Origin of the sequence: Rhodococcus sp. 06-156-4, from assembly GCF_002259345.1 — a bacterium.
Lineage (GTDB): Bacteria > Actinomycetota > Actinomycetes > Mycobacteriales > Mycobacteriaceae > Rhodococcoides > Rhodococcoides fascians_E.
This window is the reverse complement of sequence record NZ_NPGB01000006.1, coordinates 88115-103022: the sequence shown is the minus strand read 5'-3', so window position 1 is coordinate 103022 and position 14908 is coordinate 88115. Positions and strand designations below refer to the sequence as shown.

The window sequence follows — 14908 nt, the reverse complement described above, 5'->3', positions numbered from 1 at the left end:
CGGAAGCTAAGCCCTCCAGCGCCGATGGTACTGCACCCGACAGGGTGTGGGAGAGTAGGACACCGCCGAACACACTTTCACAGCACACCCCCGGGAACCCCACGGTCCCCGGGGGTGTTCTGCATTCCCCAACAAAAACACTCCACCACGCACACCCCCACGAGCCACCGGTCGACACCGAGCAGGTGCCAGCACTACGCCATACACCCCGCACCGACACACCGGGCCCGTTCACACAGACGCGCACCCACGTGCCGGACGCTCACCCCAGTGCTAGCACTACGCCGTGCACCTGACGCAACGGCGAGCATCCGTCACCGAACAGCGACCACGTCCACCGGAGAACACCCCCCGAATGTGCGCTGACACCACCACACGCACAACCCCCAGGTCCCACATGATCACCGACGCTGCTGTCGACGGCACTCCGATTGCCCGCGACCCGATGACGAGCCGGCGCGATGTGCCGTGCAATTTAATTCGGTGGCGCCTGTGAGAGTTGTGCAGCATGATGGTGCACGGAACACGGCGAGTACATGGACCGAAAGGGGTGCGACTTGGTGAGAGAACTCAAAAACATTGCCGGGCATCCGTTTACGGTGTCCCGTGCCGCACTCTCTTTCGAGTAGCGACGTCCATTCCGCTATTCGTATTCGCAGGGCATTCGGCGTCTTCGCCTGTCCTGATCATGCTGGGCTGCAAAGCTATTCGAGGAGTTCCCATGTATCTGTACGAGAACGTAATCCGTGAACACGAACTGCGCGTTGCGAAGTCGTTGGAACGGTACCGGAAGAAGAAGGGTGAGGACGGCGAGCATACGGACAACTACCCGTTGTTCGCTACCGCTCGCCGGGCGATCCGGGAGAAGTGAGCAGGTCGCCGAAGTTGTCTGCGTTCGTTTCGATGAATTCGCGGACGAACCAGCAGGACGGCTGAACGAACAGTTCGTGCGAGCGCGTGTCGTTCAACGCGTATTCCGTCAGTACCGCGGCGTACCCTCTGCCGCGGTACTGGGGGAGTGTCACGGTGTGGAAGAAATTGCGGGTGTCTCCGACGTCGAAGTACTCGGATACCGCGGCAACTTCGGTGTCCGAGTACAACACGAATCTGCTTCTTTCGGTGTCGTGCTCGGCGCGTACGTTCATGCGTCGATTGTGCACGGTATCCACGTGAGGCGCCGGACCACTAGGCTGAGGTCAGATTCCCGAGTCGTGCGCGTGCTACCCGTCGTAGGCACCTCTCTTCATCTGCACGGGTAGGCAGAACAGAGGTAGCACCGTGGAAGACGTTTCGGAGCAGGGCATACGCGCATTCATCGAAGCGGTGGTGATGCACGGGGGTCGCGCTGAGCGGCTCACCACGTCGCGTCGCAATCCGGTCCAGGTGTGGGCAGTCGACGGTTCCAGCTGCGTGGTCCGAGTCAGGTCCAAGGTGGAGGGTGACTGGAAGGCGCGTCGGCAGGACGAGTCGCTGGCCACCGATGACACCGGCTCGACGTACTGGGTGTTCGTGGATCTGGGCAAGTCGGATCCGTCTTTTTTCATGGTGTCGTCGGAGGAAATGGCCGCGGACATCAGGGGCGAGGTCGATCTGTGGGTGCAGGATTCTCCGTTGCGCTCTCGGACTGGACACCACGCAATCGCTGTCGGCCGGGTGCAACACGGTCACGACAGGTGGAGTCTTCTGGGGTTGAACGTCGACGCTGACCCGACGCTGGCAGAAGCAGCGCACTCCGCGGCGTCTCATCGCGTCGGCAAGAAGACCCGGCGAACGGATGCAAAGCGTTCCGCGTCGGTCGAAGAGGTGATCGACCTGCGCGTTCGTGTCGTTGCCGACTTCGACGGCTACCGGCTCAGTGCGCGGTACGACCCCGACAGTTCGCGCCTCGAGATCGTGCGCGGACCGATGGAGGGCCGTAGATTCGAAGATCCCACCGAGGCCGCCAGTGCCGTCGCGACACATATCAGCGGCGATGCGCAGGTCTGCGACGGTTGGAAATTCTGGGAGCTCGACACCCCTGAACGCGCGCCGCTCGGGTCGCTTCTGTAGGTCACAAGTGGACCGACCGTTCTGTTGTGAACGGTCATAGCAATCCCAGAAACAGCGGATCGATCAGGTTCTACTCCCTATCGTGGGTGAAGTTCCTGTTTGTTATCGAGACGTTCGACACCCCTCGCACGGCAAGGTCCCCGGCGGATCCGCTGCCCAGCTACGTCGGCGTCTCGGTCCGTTGAGTTCGATGGCGACGACGAGTGGCGTTGTCGACCAGGGAGGCAAAGTTCCGTGGAGCATTCGTTTCGATCCCCATCGCTGCACGCATCGCGTTTCGTCATCCTTGTTGCGCAATTCGTGGACCGACGGATCTCGGCCGACCACTTTTCCGCTCAGTTCCGGGCCCTGGAAAGCAGCGACTCCGGATACCTCGAGCGTGACATCTCCATGATCGTTCGCAAACTGTCCGTCGACGTCGGCGCCTACCGTGGAGATGTCAACTTGCTGGGCGTCGACTTCATCGACAGCGAACAGCTGTGGCGTGCATCAGGAGAGGCCTTCCGGGACCTGCTGACCCTTCAGTCCGAGTTGCTCGGCCGCGAAGCCGGCTGATTCTTCTTGAACGTCTCCCGAAGTCGGACAAGATCTTCGAGGCGGAACCTGCGGTGAGTGCCGCGCATCTCGATCGCGAGGTCGCCCGCGTCGGCCAGTTTTCGGACGTAAGTGTCGGATACACCGAGGATCTCGGCTGCCTGCGACGTCGTCAGTAGCTCGCTCACCGGGCCCACCGTCACCGACGTACCCCCGGCGAGAAGTCGGAGCAGTTCCACGACAGCTCGTCGGCCCGACTCGTCGATGTCGAGTTCCACTCCATCGAGCGAAACAGTGGGTACACGATCACCCGACTCCGCAATGCGGGCGGAAACCAACTGTGCATCAGGGTGCGACAACGCCGATGCAATGTACCGATGATCCATACCTCGAGCCTATCTGCAGGCTCTACTCCCATGCTGGGCATATTCTCTAGTTACCGCTACTAGAAGGAGTGTCCGTGCCGCAGTTGTTGCATCTAGATTCTTCCGCTGATCCTGTTGCGTCCGTGAGTCGAGCGGTGACCGCACATTTTTCGGACACCTGGCATTCGCTCGGTGCCGATCATTCTGTGATCTATCGGGATCTGCATCGCAATCCGCCGCCTCATCTGCCGACGTCCGCGTTGCACTGGGCGCCGCATCTGAGAACTTCGGACGAGATTGCGCCGCCGGAGGCGGAGGCGTTGCAGAAGGAACTGATCGACGAGTTGGTGTCCGCGGATGTGCTTCTCGTCGGTGCGCCGATGTACAACTGGTCCGTTCCGTCGACTCTCAAAGCGTGGATCGATTACATCCACGTTCCGGGCATCACCGTGCCGTTCGACGCGCCGACTCGGCCTCTCGAAGGCAAGCCGGTTGTCGTGGTGTCGTCGCGAGGCAACCAGTACGGCCCGGGAACGCCGGACTTCGGTGCCGATCACACGGTGCCGCAGTTGCAGCAGGTGCTCGGTGTGGCGTTGGGGATGGAGGTCTTCGTCGTGACCGTGGACCTGACGCTCGCCTCCCGGGTTCCGGCGATGGCGGCGTTGACTCCGCAGGCGGAAGCGAGCCTCGCGGACGCACGATCCGCAGTGGCAGCTCTAGCGTCCCGACTGGGTTCGTGACCGACGTGCGCTGACGAGTACGTCGATCAGTTCCGACTCGACGGCAGCGAATTCGGGTGTCGTGACGACCATCGGCTCACGTGGCCTCGGCAGGGGAACGGCGACTTGGCGTCGGACATGGGCCGGTTTGTCGGACAGAACCACCACGCGATCCGAGAGGTACACGGCCTCTCGGATGTCGTGCGTGATCATCAGTACCGTCCACCGGTAGCGAAGCCAGACGTCCTGCAACCATTCCTGCATGTCTGTTCGGGTCAGCGAGTCCAACGCGCCGAACGGTTCGTCGAGCAGGAGTAGGTCGTGGCCTTGAACGACGGTCCGGAGGAGTGCGGCGCGCTGGCGCATTCCCCCGGACATCTCCGAGGGCCGAGCGTTCTCGTAACCAGCGAGTCCGAAGACGTCGAACAGCTCCCGAGCCCGGGTACGCGCCTCTTTCTTCGGAACGCCCTGCACCTCGAGGCCGAGGGTCGTGTTGTCCAGCACCGACCGCCAGGGGAACAGCAGGTCTTTCTGCGGCATGTAGGCACTGCGGGGTGCTTCGACGACACCCCCGTCCGGCGAGTCGAGGCCGGCCACCATGTTGAAGATGGTGCTCTTGCCGGATCCGCTCGGGCCGATCACCGACACGAATTCACCGGGTTCGACGTCGAAGTCGATGCCGTCCAGGATCGTGCGGTTGCCGTAGGACTTCGTCAGGCCTGCCACGTGCACTCTGCTCATCGCGGCTGTTCCTCTCGTCCCCGTTCGTCGCGAGCCCAGGGTATGAACAGTCTCTCGACGACGTACGTCAGCAAGAAGAGCAGGACGCTGATGACGGCGGTGACGAGGACGGCAGCGAGCACCAGATCGGTACGAAACGAGTTCTTCTGCTGGCTCATGTAGATGCCGAGGCCCGCGCTCGCGCCGGCATATTCCGCGAAGATCGCACCGACGACGGCGTAGGTGATGCCGATTCGGAGCGAGGTGAAGAACCGCGGCATCGCCGACGGTAGACGCACGTATCTGAACTGCTGCCAGCGGCCGGCTCCCATGCTCGACAGCAGCGCTCGGGCGTCGCGATCGGCCGAGGCGAAGCCCTCGATCAGGCCGATTGCCATGGGAAAGAAGGTCGCCAACGCAATGACGAGGATTTTCGGAAGCAAGCCGAACCCGAACCAGATGATCAGCAGGGGCGCGATCGCGATGATCGGCAGTGTCTGCGACACCACGAACAACGGAACGACTGCTCGACGCAGCCAGGGCGAGAAGTCGACGGCGACAGCGAGAATCCAGGCGACGACGCAGGATACGGTGAAGCCGATGACCGTGACCTGCAGTGTCGCTGCAGCATTGGCCGCGATCGTGTCTCGATGCGCCCATCCCTGACTCAGGATTCGCGTGGGTGAGGGAAGTACCTGAGGCCGAATTCCACTGACGGTGACGTAGATCTGCCACACCGCGACGAGGACGACGACGATGGTTGCCGACGGCAGGGCCCAGCGAACGAGAGCCCGCCCGTCCGCTCCGGCAGTCGGCCATCGCCTGACACCGCGTGCGGCCGGAGACGCCTCGGAAGACGCGTCGCCGATCGCCGAGGTAGTCATTCGGCGACGTACTCGTCGGTGAAGTACGTGGACCAGTCGGGCTCGGACGTGAGTGGCGCGCCGTTCTCGTCCACCAGAACCCCGTTGTCGTACAAGAATTTCGAGTACTCGGTCCACTTGTCGAGGTTCTGCGTACCGACGGTGCCGTCGTCGGTGCGCATGTACTTGTCCGCCAACATTCGTTGGCTCTCGAAGACCAACGATTCGTCCGTGAAGGTTCCCGGGTTGGCGTCGATGACGTCCTGGGCGGCGCGATCGGGGTCGTCGGCCGCAAGCTGGTACCCGCGTTGCAGTGCCTGGACGAATTTCCCGGCTTCATCGGGGTTGTCGGCCAGCCAGTTCTCGTTGCCGCTGATGGTGATGGCGTACGCGTCGGGGAACGCGTAGTCGGTGTTCTCGAAGTACTTCATCGGGGTCCCGCTGTGCTCGGCTTCGATGCCTTCCCATGCGAGATAGGAGACGGTGAAGTCCGCGGTACCGGAGTACACGGCTTCGTACGCCGACGTCCCCAGCACCACGGTCTCGTACTCGCCTCTACCACCGTCGTTCTGGATAACCTGTCGTAGGCCTGCCTGCTCACCGGTGTCGCCGAAGCCGGCGTACACCTTGCCGTCCAATGCCTTGGGGCTCGGAATGTCGTCTCGGTCTGCGCGGACACCGATTGCCGTCGCCCAGTGTTGCAGGGGGGCGAGCACCGAAACGATCTGCGCACCGGCGGCTTTCGCGAAGACGGTGGAGCTCTGCGTGCTGATCCCGAACTCCGCATTACCGGAATCGACGAGGGTGTCCGACGAAGTGTTGTTGTACGGCAACACCTCTACGTTCAACCCTGCGTCCGCGAAGTAGCCCTCCTGGAGGGCAACGTACAAGCCGGTGTGATTGGTGTTGGGTGTCCAGTCGAGCGCGAACCTGATGGTGTCCGAATCGTTCGTTTGCGCGCACGAGGTCAGGCCCGCCACGGAGATCGCGGCGCACGCAAGGGCGAGGAGACGTTTCATCGTGCCACCGGCCACGGCGTCGGGTGAAGTGCGGTGTCCCAGAACATCAGTTCGTACCGGGTGGCGACGCGAAACGCCTGCGTCATGGCGTGGCGCTGCACGTCCGTCGCCGCAGCAGCCGCGTCGTCGACGAGGGCGCGGTCGCCGTCGACGAGCGTGCGGAACTCGTCGGAATCGTACGTGGACACCCACCGTGCGTAGGGGTGTTCGGGATCGCGCTGCAGGACTTCCCGTGCCGCGAGCGACAAGCGAACTGCCACGTCGGCATAGATCCAGTAGCACGGAAGTACGGCCGCGGCCGCGACTGCGTAGGGCTCGGTCGCGGCGGTGGCGACGAGGTACGAGACGTAGCCGAGGCACGCCGGTGAATGTTCGATCTCGGCGCCGGGGCTCGGAAGCGCGTCGCTGGAGAGCAGCGACGCATGAAGTGACGCTTCGGCGACGGCACCTGCCGCAGACGACGACCAGAAAGCCGCGGTCTGCGTGTCCGGCGCTCTCGACGCCAGGATGGACAGGGCTTTGGCGTATCCGGCCAGGTAGAGCTCGTCCTGGGCGATGTACGTGCGGAACGCGTCCAGCGGAAGCGTGCCGTCACCGAGGAGCTCGAGGAACTCGAGATCGTCGATCGCGGCGCGCAGATCCGCCGTCGCGTCCCACAGGTGATCCGTGTAGCGACCGGAATCGCCGGGTTTTTCCGAGTGCACCGAGTGCACAGGCGTTGTCATCGCCTTGACATCCCTTCGTCAGCATTACCTGCATCAGGTTCGACGGGTGTGATCTCAGCATCCGCATGTACGGACGCACCCCGTGTCAGAACATCGCCGACCCTAGCACTCTCGTCGGCGATCCGTTACTGCATGTCCTCGAGCTCCTTGCCGTTGGTCTCGGGAATCTTCGATTTGACGAAGAAGAACGAGACTGCCGCCATGACGGCGAAGAATCCGTAGATCGCCCACAGGCCGATCGCTTGGGTGAGCGGCGGGAAGGCAAGTGTGACAGCGAAATTGGCCAGCCAGTTCGCGGCGGTTCCGATTCCGAGGGCGACGGCGCGCATACGGTTGGGGAACATCTCGCCGAGAAGAACCCACATGATGGGTCCCCACGTCGCCGCGAAGAAGATCACGAACAGGTTCGCTCCGACCAACGCGACGGCACCCCACGGGCTCGGGAGGGACACGTCGTCGCCACTGCCGATCTGTTGGGAGAACGAGATCGCTGCCATCAGCAGACCGACGAACATGCCGACGGAACCACCCAGGAGCAGTTTGCGTCGGCCGATTCGGTCGACGAACAGAATGGCCACGAAGGTCATCGTGACGTTGATGATCGAGGTGATGACCGACGTCGTGAACGACTGGTCCTCGGTGAAGCCGACGGACTTCCACAGCGTCGTCGAGTAGTAGAAGATCGCGTTGATGCCGACGAACTGTTGCAGGACGGCCATGACGATGCCGACCCACACGATCGGCTGGAGCCCGAACTTCGGGCCGCGGATGTCGGCGAACGAGGCCTTCTCCTCCTTGCGGAGAGTGAGGCGGATTTCGTGGACTCGCTCGTCGGGATGCAGTTCACCGGTGATGTTGGCGAGGATGTCGGCAGCTTCCTGGTCGAGATGCTTGCCGACGAGGTAGCGAGGTGACTCGGGGATGGTGACTGCGAGCAGGCCGTAGATCAGGGCCGGTACGACGCCGACGAGGAACATCCAGCGCCAGGCTTCCTGGCCGAGCCAGAGGTCGTTGGACGCACCGTCCGCGGCGCCCTGCAGCAGAGCGTCGGAGAGAAGGGCGGCGAAAATACCGAGGGTGATGGCGAGTTGCTGCAGTGACGCCAGACTTCCGCGCCATTTCGCGGGAGCGATCTCGGCGATGTAGGCGGGCGCGATGACGGAGGCGATACCGATACCGAGGCCGCCGAGGATGCGCCACAGGATCAGGTCGGGGACGCTGAAGGCGAGGCCCGATCCCAACGAGGAGATGGTGAACAGGGCCGAGCCCAGCACCATCACTTTCTTGCGGCCCCATCGATCGGCGAGCGAGCCCGCGAACCAGGCGCCGACGGCGCACCCGATCAGCGCGATGGCGACGACGAAGCCGGTGGTGAACGAGCCAAGTGAGAAACGGCCTTCGATGGCGTCGACGGCCCCGTTGATCACGGAGCTGTCGAAACCGAACAGGAAGCCGCCGACCGCGGCGGCGACGCTGACGCCTATGACTTTGGCGTTGCGTCGAGTCGGCGTGGTGGACATCGGGAAAACTCCTTCCCGGTCGGAGAGCTCAGTGCTCTCGGCCGCGACAGATGATCGTGCGGCGGTCTCGCCGTACGGCTGTCAGCTTATGCCCGGTCGTTCGCACTGCGAAACACACCGGTCACTTCACCTCGAACGCCGTGTCGGACACGGTGAAACCATGCCCTACCTGGTCGGTGCAGGAGACCCCGGCGAGCTCGTCGACCCTGCACGTGATGCCGTTCGACGTACCCGACCCGGGTATCGAGAGCGTTTCACCGTAGGGGAGCGGAGTGGCGATGGCGTCGAACCGATGGAACCGAGGGTCACCGGAGCTCAGGAATCGCGCCGCGGTGCCGGCCGTCAGCTCGATCGTGTTGGGAGCCACTCGAGAATCCGGAGCGCCGCTGCCCTCGACCCGGGGAGCAGTGGGCGGGAACTCGCCGTGACAGCCGGCGACCGACGCATCGGTGATGAACACGGCGCATTCGAATTTCCCGGTAGGGGAGGTGAAGTAGTAGAAACCGCTGAGCCCCTCGTAGCGAGCGGGGTCGGCGACTGCGGGCGTGGTGGTCGAGTTCGTCGTCGGCAGAGTGGTCGACGGCAGAGTGGTCGTCTGCTCGGGAGTGGTCGTGGCCGGGGGTGTGGTCGTCCGGATCACCGACGGCGGATCGGTGTCCACCGTCGCGAGGGGCGCCGTTGCGTTCCCCGACGACTGCGTGCTGCACCCGGACAGGAGGACGGCGGCAAGCCCGCACGCTGCACCAGCGTAGATCCGAACCCGCGTCATACGGCTCAGCATAAAGAACGTCGCGGACATGAACGACGATCCGCGCCGACGGGGAGTTGGTACGTTGGCGAACGCCGGTAGATCGTAGGAGGGGCCATGAGCGAGACGACATGCCAGGTGCGCACGCCCGACGGTGATGTGATCGGCCATCAGGACGGGTCGGTCCACGCGTGGAAGGGCATTCCCTACGCGGCGCCGACGGACGGTGAACATCGATTTCGATCCCCTCGCCCCGTCGAACCGTGGACACAGCCGCGGGACTGCAGGCACTTCGGGTCCGTCGCTCCGCAGGGCCTGGACAACCCGGTACCCATCGATCCCGACATCCCCATGTCGGAGGACTGCCTGTCGCTCAACGTGTGGGCGCCGGAGCCGGACGGAACCCCGCGACCGGTCATGGTGTGGATTCACGGCGGCGCCTACTCGCTCGGGTCCTCGTCTCAGGCGGTGTACGACGGTCGGCGTCTCTCGGAAGTCGGCGACCTGGTGATCGTGACGATCAACTATCGGATCGGCGCGTTCGGATTCCTCGACCTGTCCTCGTTCTCCACCGACGACACGGTGTTCGAATCGAATCTGGGTTTGCGGGACATGATCGCGGCGCTCGAGTGGGTGCGCCGATCGATCGACGCGTTCGGCGGTGACCCGTCGAACGTGACGCTGTTCGGTGAATCGTCGGGTGGCGCGTCGGTGACGACGCTGATGACGTCGCCGAAGGCCGCGGGGTTGTTCCACCGCGCGATAGTGCAGAGCGCACCCGCGACGTCGGTGTACGGTCCCGACCGCGCTGCGCAGGTGGCGGGACGATTCCTCGAACTCGTCGACGTCACGCCGGATCGAATCCACGAGCTGAAGACCATCGAGTTCATGCGGCTCGTGGAGGCGGGCGACACGCTCTGTTACGAGATCCCGACGAAGGTGCCCGGCACACTCGGGCTCGCGCCGGTCGTCGACGGCGACATCGTGCCTCGGTATCCGGTCGCGGCGTTCCAGAAAGGGTTCGCCCACCGAATTCCGTTGATCATCGGAACCAACAACGACGAGGCGTCGATCTTCCGGTTGATGAAGTCGCCGCTGATGCCGGTCACCTCGGACACCGTGTCCGAGATGTTCCGGGCGATCGCGAACGACCACGCGGAACTGCCTGCTTTCCGCGTCGCCGAGATCATGTCGGCGTACCCGGAACGATCGAAGACCTCCGGGGCACTCGCGATGTCGACCGACGCGGGATTCAAGATGCCCAGCCTCTGGATCGCCGACGCGCACAGCAGGCATTCGCCGGTCTGGATGTACCGGTTCGACCACGCGACGCCGATGCTGAAAGCCGCGCGGATCGGAGCCGGTCACGCAACGGAACTGCCCTACGTCTTCGGCAACTTCGGCACCCTGAACCGCGACCCGACGTTCTGGCTCGGTGGCCGCAAAGCTGCGACGGCCGTCTCGGCCCGTGTGATGAAGCGGTGGACGGCGTTCGCGCGTCACGGAGTTCCCGCAACGCTGGACGGCGCGAAACACTGGCCGCTGTACACCGAGCCGGCTCGTGCCACATTGGTGATCGACGGCCAGGACAACGTCGTCGACGACCCGGACGGGGAGACCAGGGTGGCGTGGGGTGACCGGGTACTCGGCTTCAGCTGACACACGTCGACCGAGCACGCTCGCGCCGCGGAAGGATTGAGTGTCCGACCTTCCGGTTACGTTCGGTACGTGCTGTTCACTCGAATCATCGACACCTCCTCGGCCGTCGGTGCCACGCGCTCCCGCAAGGCGAAGACCGAGGCTCTACGCCTGCTGCTCGCCGACCTGCAGTCCGCGGACGTGGGGGTCGTCGTGTCCTGGCTGTCCGGGGAGCTGCCGCAGGGCCGCATCGGGGTCGGGTGGCGCACTCTGGCAGACATCGACGTCCCGGCCGCTCCGGACGGTGTGCTGACGGTGAGCGAGGTCGACGACGCCATCACGGCCGTCGCGTCGACGTCGGGACCTGGCTCGGCCGCGCGGCGGCGTGAACTGCTGGTCGACCTCTGGGCGTCGGCGACCGGGGCGGAACGGAAGTTTCTCGTCGGCCTGATGACGGGTGAACTTCGCCAGGGTGCGCTCGAAGGAGTGATGACCGATGCGATCGCCAAGGCCGCCGGGTTGGATCCGGCGCCGGTGCGCCGGGCGTTCATGTTGTCCGGGCGTCTCGACGCGACCGCAGTTGCTGCGTTGAACGGTGGGGAGGAGGCACTGGCAGGCTTCGGTCTTCAGGTCGGAAGGCCGGTTCGTCCCATGCTCGCCTCGCCGGCGGAGACGCTGGCGTCCGCCTGGGCGGACATGGAGGGAGATGTGAGCGTCGAGTACAAGCTCGACGGTGCACGGATCCAGGTGCACAAGCTCGGAGACGACGTGCACATCTACACCAGGACGTTGCGCGAGATCACCGACGGCGTACCGGAATTGGTGGAGCTGATTCGCACACTTCCCTGTGAGTCCGTGGTGTTGGACGGTGAAACCCTTGCGCTGACCGACGGTGGGAGACCCCGGCCGTTCCAGGAGACGATGAGTCGGTTCGGCGCGCAGAGCGCACACGAATTGCTCTTGCAGCCGTACTTCTTCGACTGTATCCACCTCGACGGAGTTGACCTGTTGGACGAACCGCTCGAACGACGACTCGACGCCCTCGAGCGCGTGGCTCCGCAACATCGGATCCCGTCCTTGGTGCGACCCGACGCGGATTCGGCCGCCGCTCACTTCGATGCGGCGTTGGACGCCGGTCACGAAGGGGTGATGATCAAGTCGCTGTCCTCGATCTACGCGGCCGGACGACGGGGAAAGGATTGGCAGAAGGTCAAACCCGAGCACACTCTCGACCTCGTCGTGTTGGCTGCGGAATGGGGCTACGGGCGACGCACCGGGTGGTTGTCCAACCTGCATCTGGGAGCGCGTGACCCGGACGGCGGTGACCCGATCATGGTCGGTAAGACGTTCAAAGGTCTCACCGATGCGTTGTTGCAGTGGCAGACCGAGGAATTTCTCGAGCACGAGCGATCGCGCGACGAGCACACCGTCTACCTGAACTCCGAACTGGTCGTGGAGATCGAGCTCGACGGCGCGCAGACCAGTAGCCGCTATCCGGGTGGTGTGGCACTGAGATTCGCACGCGTGCTGCGGTATCGGCCGGACAAGACCCCCGCGGATGCGGACACCATCGACGCCGTGCGGGCCCTGTTGATGCCGTCGACCTGAGTCGTTACCCGGCCGAAACGTCCTCACTTCATGTTGTAACACCATTGACCGCACGTGTACCTCGTGGATCACTTATGTTGAACAGGCCCATCGAGAACGAGGGACGGAAGTGGTCAGCCATGACGACAGTTCGAGCGGCTCTGGTCCAGACCAACTGGACCGGCGACAAGCAGACGATGATCGAGGCGCACGAGGGATACGCGCGCAGAGCGGCCGAACAAGGGGCGAAGGTCGTCTGCTTCCAGGAGTTGTTCTACGGCCCGTATTTCTGCCAGGTGCAGGACTCGAAGTTCTACGACTACGCCGAGTCGGTTCCGGGACCCACCGTCGACAGGTTCGCGGCACTGGCGAAGGAATTGGGCATCGTCATGATCCTGCCGGTCTACGAGCAGGAACAACCGGGCATGCTCTACAACACCGCGGCCGTGGTCAACGCTGATGGTACCTACCTGGGGAAATACCGCAAACACCACATCCCGCACGTGAACGGTTTCTGGGAGAAGTTCTACTTTCGGCCCGGCAACCTGGGCTGGCCGGTGTTCGACACCGCAGTAGGTCGCATCGGCGTCTACATCTGCTACGACCGGCACTTTCCGGAAGGGTGGCGTGCGTTGGGTCTCGCCGGAGCCGAGATCGTGTTCAATCCGTCGGCCACCTCGCGCGGGTTGTCCAACTACCTCTGGAAACTCGAGCAGCCGGCGTCGGCGGTGGCCAACGAGTACTACATTGGAGCCATCAACCGCGTCGGCATCGAGGAGTACGGCGACGACGACTTCTACGGCACCAGCTACTTCGTCGACCCCGAAGGCAAGTTCGTCGGTGACGTCGCCTCGGACAGCGAGCCCGAGTTGATCGTGCGTGACCTGGAGATGGATCTCATCAAGACGGTCCGTGACCGGTGGGCGTTCTATCGGGACCGCAGACCCGACGCCTACGCGCCGCTGGTGGAGCCATGACCGCCGGCCGGAGGTGCTGAGATGGGGACGACGTTCGTTCACGGAGGCACAGTCGTCTCGCCGACGGGTGCCCAACCGCTCGATGTGCTGATCGACGGTGGCACCATCGTCGCTGTGCTGCAACCAGGTTCGACGGTGCTCGCTGCCGACCTGACCCAGACGGCGGACACGGTGATCGACGCGACCGGGAAATACGTGCTCCCCGGTGGAGTCGACGGGCACACGCACATGGAGATGCCGTTCGGGGGCACGTTCGCGTCGGACACGTTCGAGACCGGCACCCGGGCCGCAGCGTGGGGCGGCACCACCACCATCGTCGATTTCGCCATCCAGACTCCAGGGCAACGAGTTCAGGACACGCTGGCGCAGTGGCACGAGAAAGCTGCCGGGCGCTGTGCGATCGACTACGGGTTTCACCAGATCATCGGCGACGTGGACAGTGATTCGCTGAAAGCGATGAGCGAGTTGGTGTCCGAAGGTGTCACCAGCTTCAAACTGTTCATGGCGTATCCGGGCGTGTTCTACTCCGACGACGGAAAGATACTGCGCGCCATGCAGACAGCAGCGGAGACCGGTGCGTTGCTGATGATGCACGCCGAGAACGGGATCGCCATCGACGTGCTCGTCGCACAGTCGGTGGCGCGCGGCGACACCGCACCGTACTTTCACGGCACCTCGCGACCGTGGCAGTTGGAGGAAGAAGCAACCCACCGTGCCATCATGCTGGCGAACGTCACCGGAGCCCCGCTGTACGTCGTACACGTCTCCGCGAAGCAGGCACTGGAACAGATCGCGGTCGCACGAGGCAACGGACAGAACGTGTTTGCCGAGACCTGCCCGCAGTATCTGTACCTCTCGCTCGAAGAGCAGCTCGGCGCGCCGGGATTCGACGGCGCCAAATGGGTGTGCTCGACGCCGTTGAGATCCCGCGCCGAAGGCCACCAGGACGAATTGTGGCGCTACCTACGAACGGGGGACGTCGCCACCGTCAGCACCGACCACTGCCCGTTCTGCATGAAGGACCAGAAGGAAATGGGCATCGGTGACTTCTCCAAGATTCCCAACGGAATCGGATCCGTCGAGCACCGAATGGACCTGATGTTCCAAGGGGTGAAGAACGGCAGGATCACCCTGGAGAAGTGGGTGGACGTCTGCTGCACCACGCCCGCGCGCATGTTCGGCATGTACCCGAGGAAGGGCATCGTCTCGCCCGGTGCGGACGGTGACCTCGTGATCTACGACCCGAACGGCAACACCAGCATCGGACTCGGAAAGGCGCACCACATGAACATGGACTATTCCGCCTACGAGGGCTTCGAGATCGACGGACACGTCGACACGGTGATCTCCCGCGGCAAGGTGATCGTCGACGGCGGCGAATATCGTGGTTCGGCCGGAGACGGGCGGTTCGTGAAGCGCGAGCTGTCGCAGAATCTCGTGTGAC

Annotated in this window: 14 protein-coding genes, 1 pseudogene and 1 riboswitch; of the genes and pseudogenes, 7 read left to right on the top strand and 8 right to left on the bottom strand. The window is 63.8% G+C overall.

Going from position 1 to position 14908, the window contains the following annotated elements; all coding sequences use genetic code 11:
* Positions 1–839: 839 nt before the first annotated feature.
* Positions 840–1145 (bottom strand): GNAT family N-acetyltransferase, encoded by a 306-nt coding sequence (locus CH290_RS03000; RefSeq protein ID WP_033190334.1) that lies wholly within the window; start codon positions 1143–1145, stop codon positions 840–842.
* Positions 1146–1278: 133 nt separating this feature from the next.
* On the opposite strand from CH290_RS03000, the gene CH290_RS02995 reads away from it, so the two are divergent.
* Both CH290_RS02995 and CH290_RS02990 read left to right on the top strand, forming a co-directional pair.
* Entirely contained in the window at positions 1279–2049 is a 771-nt protein-coding gene (locus CH290_RS02995; RefSeq protein WP_026348138.1) for a hypothetical protein, read from the top strand.
* Positions 2050–2283: 234 nt separating this feature from the next.
* On the top strand, positions 2284–2604 hold the full coding sequence (locus tag CH290_RS02990) for a hypothetical protein (RefSeq protein WP_019667153.1): 321 nt from the start codon (positions 2284–2286) through the stop codon (positions 2602–2604).
* Here CH290_RS02990 and CH290_RS02985 read toward each other — a convergent pair.
* Positions 2571–2969, bottom strand: coding sequence for a helix-turn-helix domain-containing protein (locus tag CH290_RS02985; protein WP_019667154.1), 399 nt, complete (start codon positions 2967–2969; stop codon positions 2571–2573). The two genes, CH290_RS02990 and CH290_RS02985, sit on opposite strands and share 34 nt — an antisense overlap.
* A 74-nt stretch (positions 2970–3043) precedes the next feature.
* Here CH290_RS02985 and CH290_RS02980 point away from each other — a divergent pair, with 74 nt between their 5' ends.
* The gene (locus tag CH290_RS02980) at positions 3044–3688 is read left to right on the top strand and encodes an FMN-dependent NADH-azoreductase (protein WP_027499055.1); all 645 of its coding nucleotides are present in this window, start codon (positions 3044–3046) and stop codon (positions 3686–3688) included.
* On the opposite strand, the gene CH290_RS02975 is transcribed toward CH290_RS02980, so the two are convergent.
* The 6 genes and pseudogenes from CH290_RS02975 to CH290_RS02950 all read right to left on the bottom strand — a co-directional run bounded on the left by CH290_RS02975 (position 3665) and on the right by CH290_RS02950 (position 9283).
* A complete protein-coding gene (locus CH290_RS02975; RefSeq protein WP_019667156.1) occupies positions 3665–4408 on the bottom strand; it encodes an ABC transporter ATP-binding protein in 744 nt (247 codons plus the stop codon). The genes CH290_RS02980 and CH290_RS02975 overlap by 24 nt on opposite strands.
* The gene (locus tag CH290_RS02970) at positions 4405–5271 is read right to left on the bottom strand and encodes an ABC transporter permease (RefSeq protein WP_033190335.1); all 867 of its coding nucleotides are present in this window, start codon (positions 5269–5271) and stop codon (positions 4405–4407) included. The genes CH290_RS02975 and CH290_RS02970 overlap by 4 nt, the downstream gene beginning before the upstream one ends.
* The gene (locus CH290_RS02965) at positions 5268–6269 is read right to left on the bottom strand and encodes an ABC transporter substrate-binding protein (protein WP_230621089.1); all 1002 of its coding nucleotides are present in this window, start codon (positions 6267–6269) and stop codon (positions 5268–5270) included. The genes CH290_RS02970 and CH290_RS02965 overlap by 4 nt, the downstream gene beginning before the upstream one ends.
* On the bottom strand, positions 6266–6994 hold the full coding sequence (locus CH290_RS02960) for a TenA family protein (RefSeq protein WP_170947650.1): 729 nt from the start codon (positions 6992–6994) through the stop codon (positions 6266–6268). Before CH290_RS02960 ends, CH290_RS02965 begins: the two co-directional genes overlap by 4 nt.
* Positions 6988–7087, bottom strand: a riboswitch (TPP riboswitch). Its footprint overlaps the gene before it by 7 nt.
* Positions 7088–7119: 32 nt before the next feature.
* A pseudogene (locus tag CH290_RS02955) lies at positions 7120–8562 on the bottom strand (sugar porter family MFS transporter); the annotation flags it as partial.
* A gap of 73 nt (positions 8563–8635) precedes the next feature.
* Positions 8636–9283 carry a hypothetical protein gene (locus tag CH290_RS02950; RefSeq protein WP_230621090.1) on the bottom strand — a complete coding sequence of 216 codons (648 nt, stop codon included), beginning with the start codon at positions 9281–9283 and terminating at the stop codon, positions 8636–8638.
* Between the two features lie 96 nt (positions 9284–9379).
* On the opposite strand from CH290_RS02950, the gene CH290_RS02945 reads away from it, so the two are divergent.
* From CH290_RS02945 to hydA, 4 genes are all read left to right on the top strand, one after another.
* Positions 9380–10921: a carboxylesterase/lipase family protein gene (locus CH290_RS02945; RefSeq protein ID WP_033190338.1), complete on the top strand. Its 1542-nt coding sequence runs from the start codon at positions 9380–9382 to the stop codon at positions 10919–10921.
* A 69-nt stretch (positions 10922–10990) separates the two neighbouring features.
* The gene (locus tag CH290_RS02940) at positions 10991–12508 is read left to right on the top strand and encodes an ATP-dependent DNA ligase (RefSeq protein WP_033190339.1); all 1518 of its coding nucleotides are present in this window, start codon (positions 10991–10993) and stop codon (positions 12506–12508) included.
* Positions 12509–12627: 119 nt separating this feature from the next.
* The gene (locus tag CH290_RS02935; protein ID WP_033190340.1) at positions 12628–13464 is read left to right on the top strand and encodes a nitrilase-related carbon-nitrogen hydrolase; all 837 of its coding nucleotides are present in this window, start codon (positions 12628–12630) and stop codon (positions 13462–13464) included.
* A 21-nt stretch (positions 13465–13485) separates the two neighbouring features.
* Complete coding sequence (hydA, locus tag CH290_RS02930) at positions 13486–14907, top strand: dihydropyrimidinase (RefSeq protein ID WP_033190341.1); 1422 nt, start codon at positions 13486–13488, stop codon at positions 14905–14907.
* Position 14908 lies beyond the last annotated feature (1 nt).

Bases quoted from the DNA above. Each gene is read 5' to 3' on its own strand.
- CH290_RS02985 (WP_019667154.1), bottom strand. From the start codon at position 2,969: ATGGATCATCGGTACATTGCATCGGCGTTGTCGCACCCTGATGCACAG.
- hydA (WP_033190341.1), top strand. From the start codon at position 13,486: ATGGGGACGACGTTCGTTCACGGAGGCACAGTCGTCTCGCCGACGGGT.
- CH290_RS02945 (WP_033190338.1), top strand. From the start codon at position 9,380: ATGAGCGAGACGACATGCCAGGTGCGCACGCCCGACGGTGATGTGATC.
- CH290_RS02960 (WP_170947650.1), bottom strand. From the start codon at position 6,994: ATGACAACGCCTGTGCACTCGGTGCACTCGGAAAAACCCGGCGATTCC.
- CH290_RS03000 (WP_033190334.1), bottom strand. From the start codon at position 1,145: ATGAACGTACGCGCCGAGCACGACACCGAAAGAAGCAGATTCGTGTTG.
- CH290_RS02970 (WP_033190335.1), bottom strand. From the start codon at position 5,271: ATGACTACCTCGGCGATCGGCGACGCGTCTTCCGAGGCGTCTCCGGCC.
- CH290_RS02950 (WP_230621090.1), bottom strand. From the start codon at position 9,283: ATGACGCGGGTTCGGATCTACGCTGGTGCAGCGTGCGGGCTTGCCGCC.
- CH290_RS02965 (WP_230621089.1), bottom strand. From the start codon at position 6,269: ATGAAACGTCTCCTCGCCCTTGCGTGCGCCGCGATCTCCGTGGCGGGC.
- CH290_RS02975 (WP_019667156.1), bottom strand. From the start codon at position 4,408: ATGAGCAGAGTGCACGTGGCAGGCCTGACGAAGTCCTACGGCAACCGC.
- CH290_RS02935 (WP_033190340.1), top strand. From the start codon at position 12,628: ATGACGACAGTTCGAGCGGCTCTGGTCCAGACCAACTGGACCGGCGAC.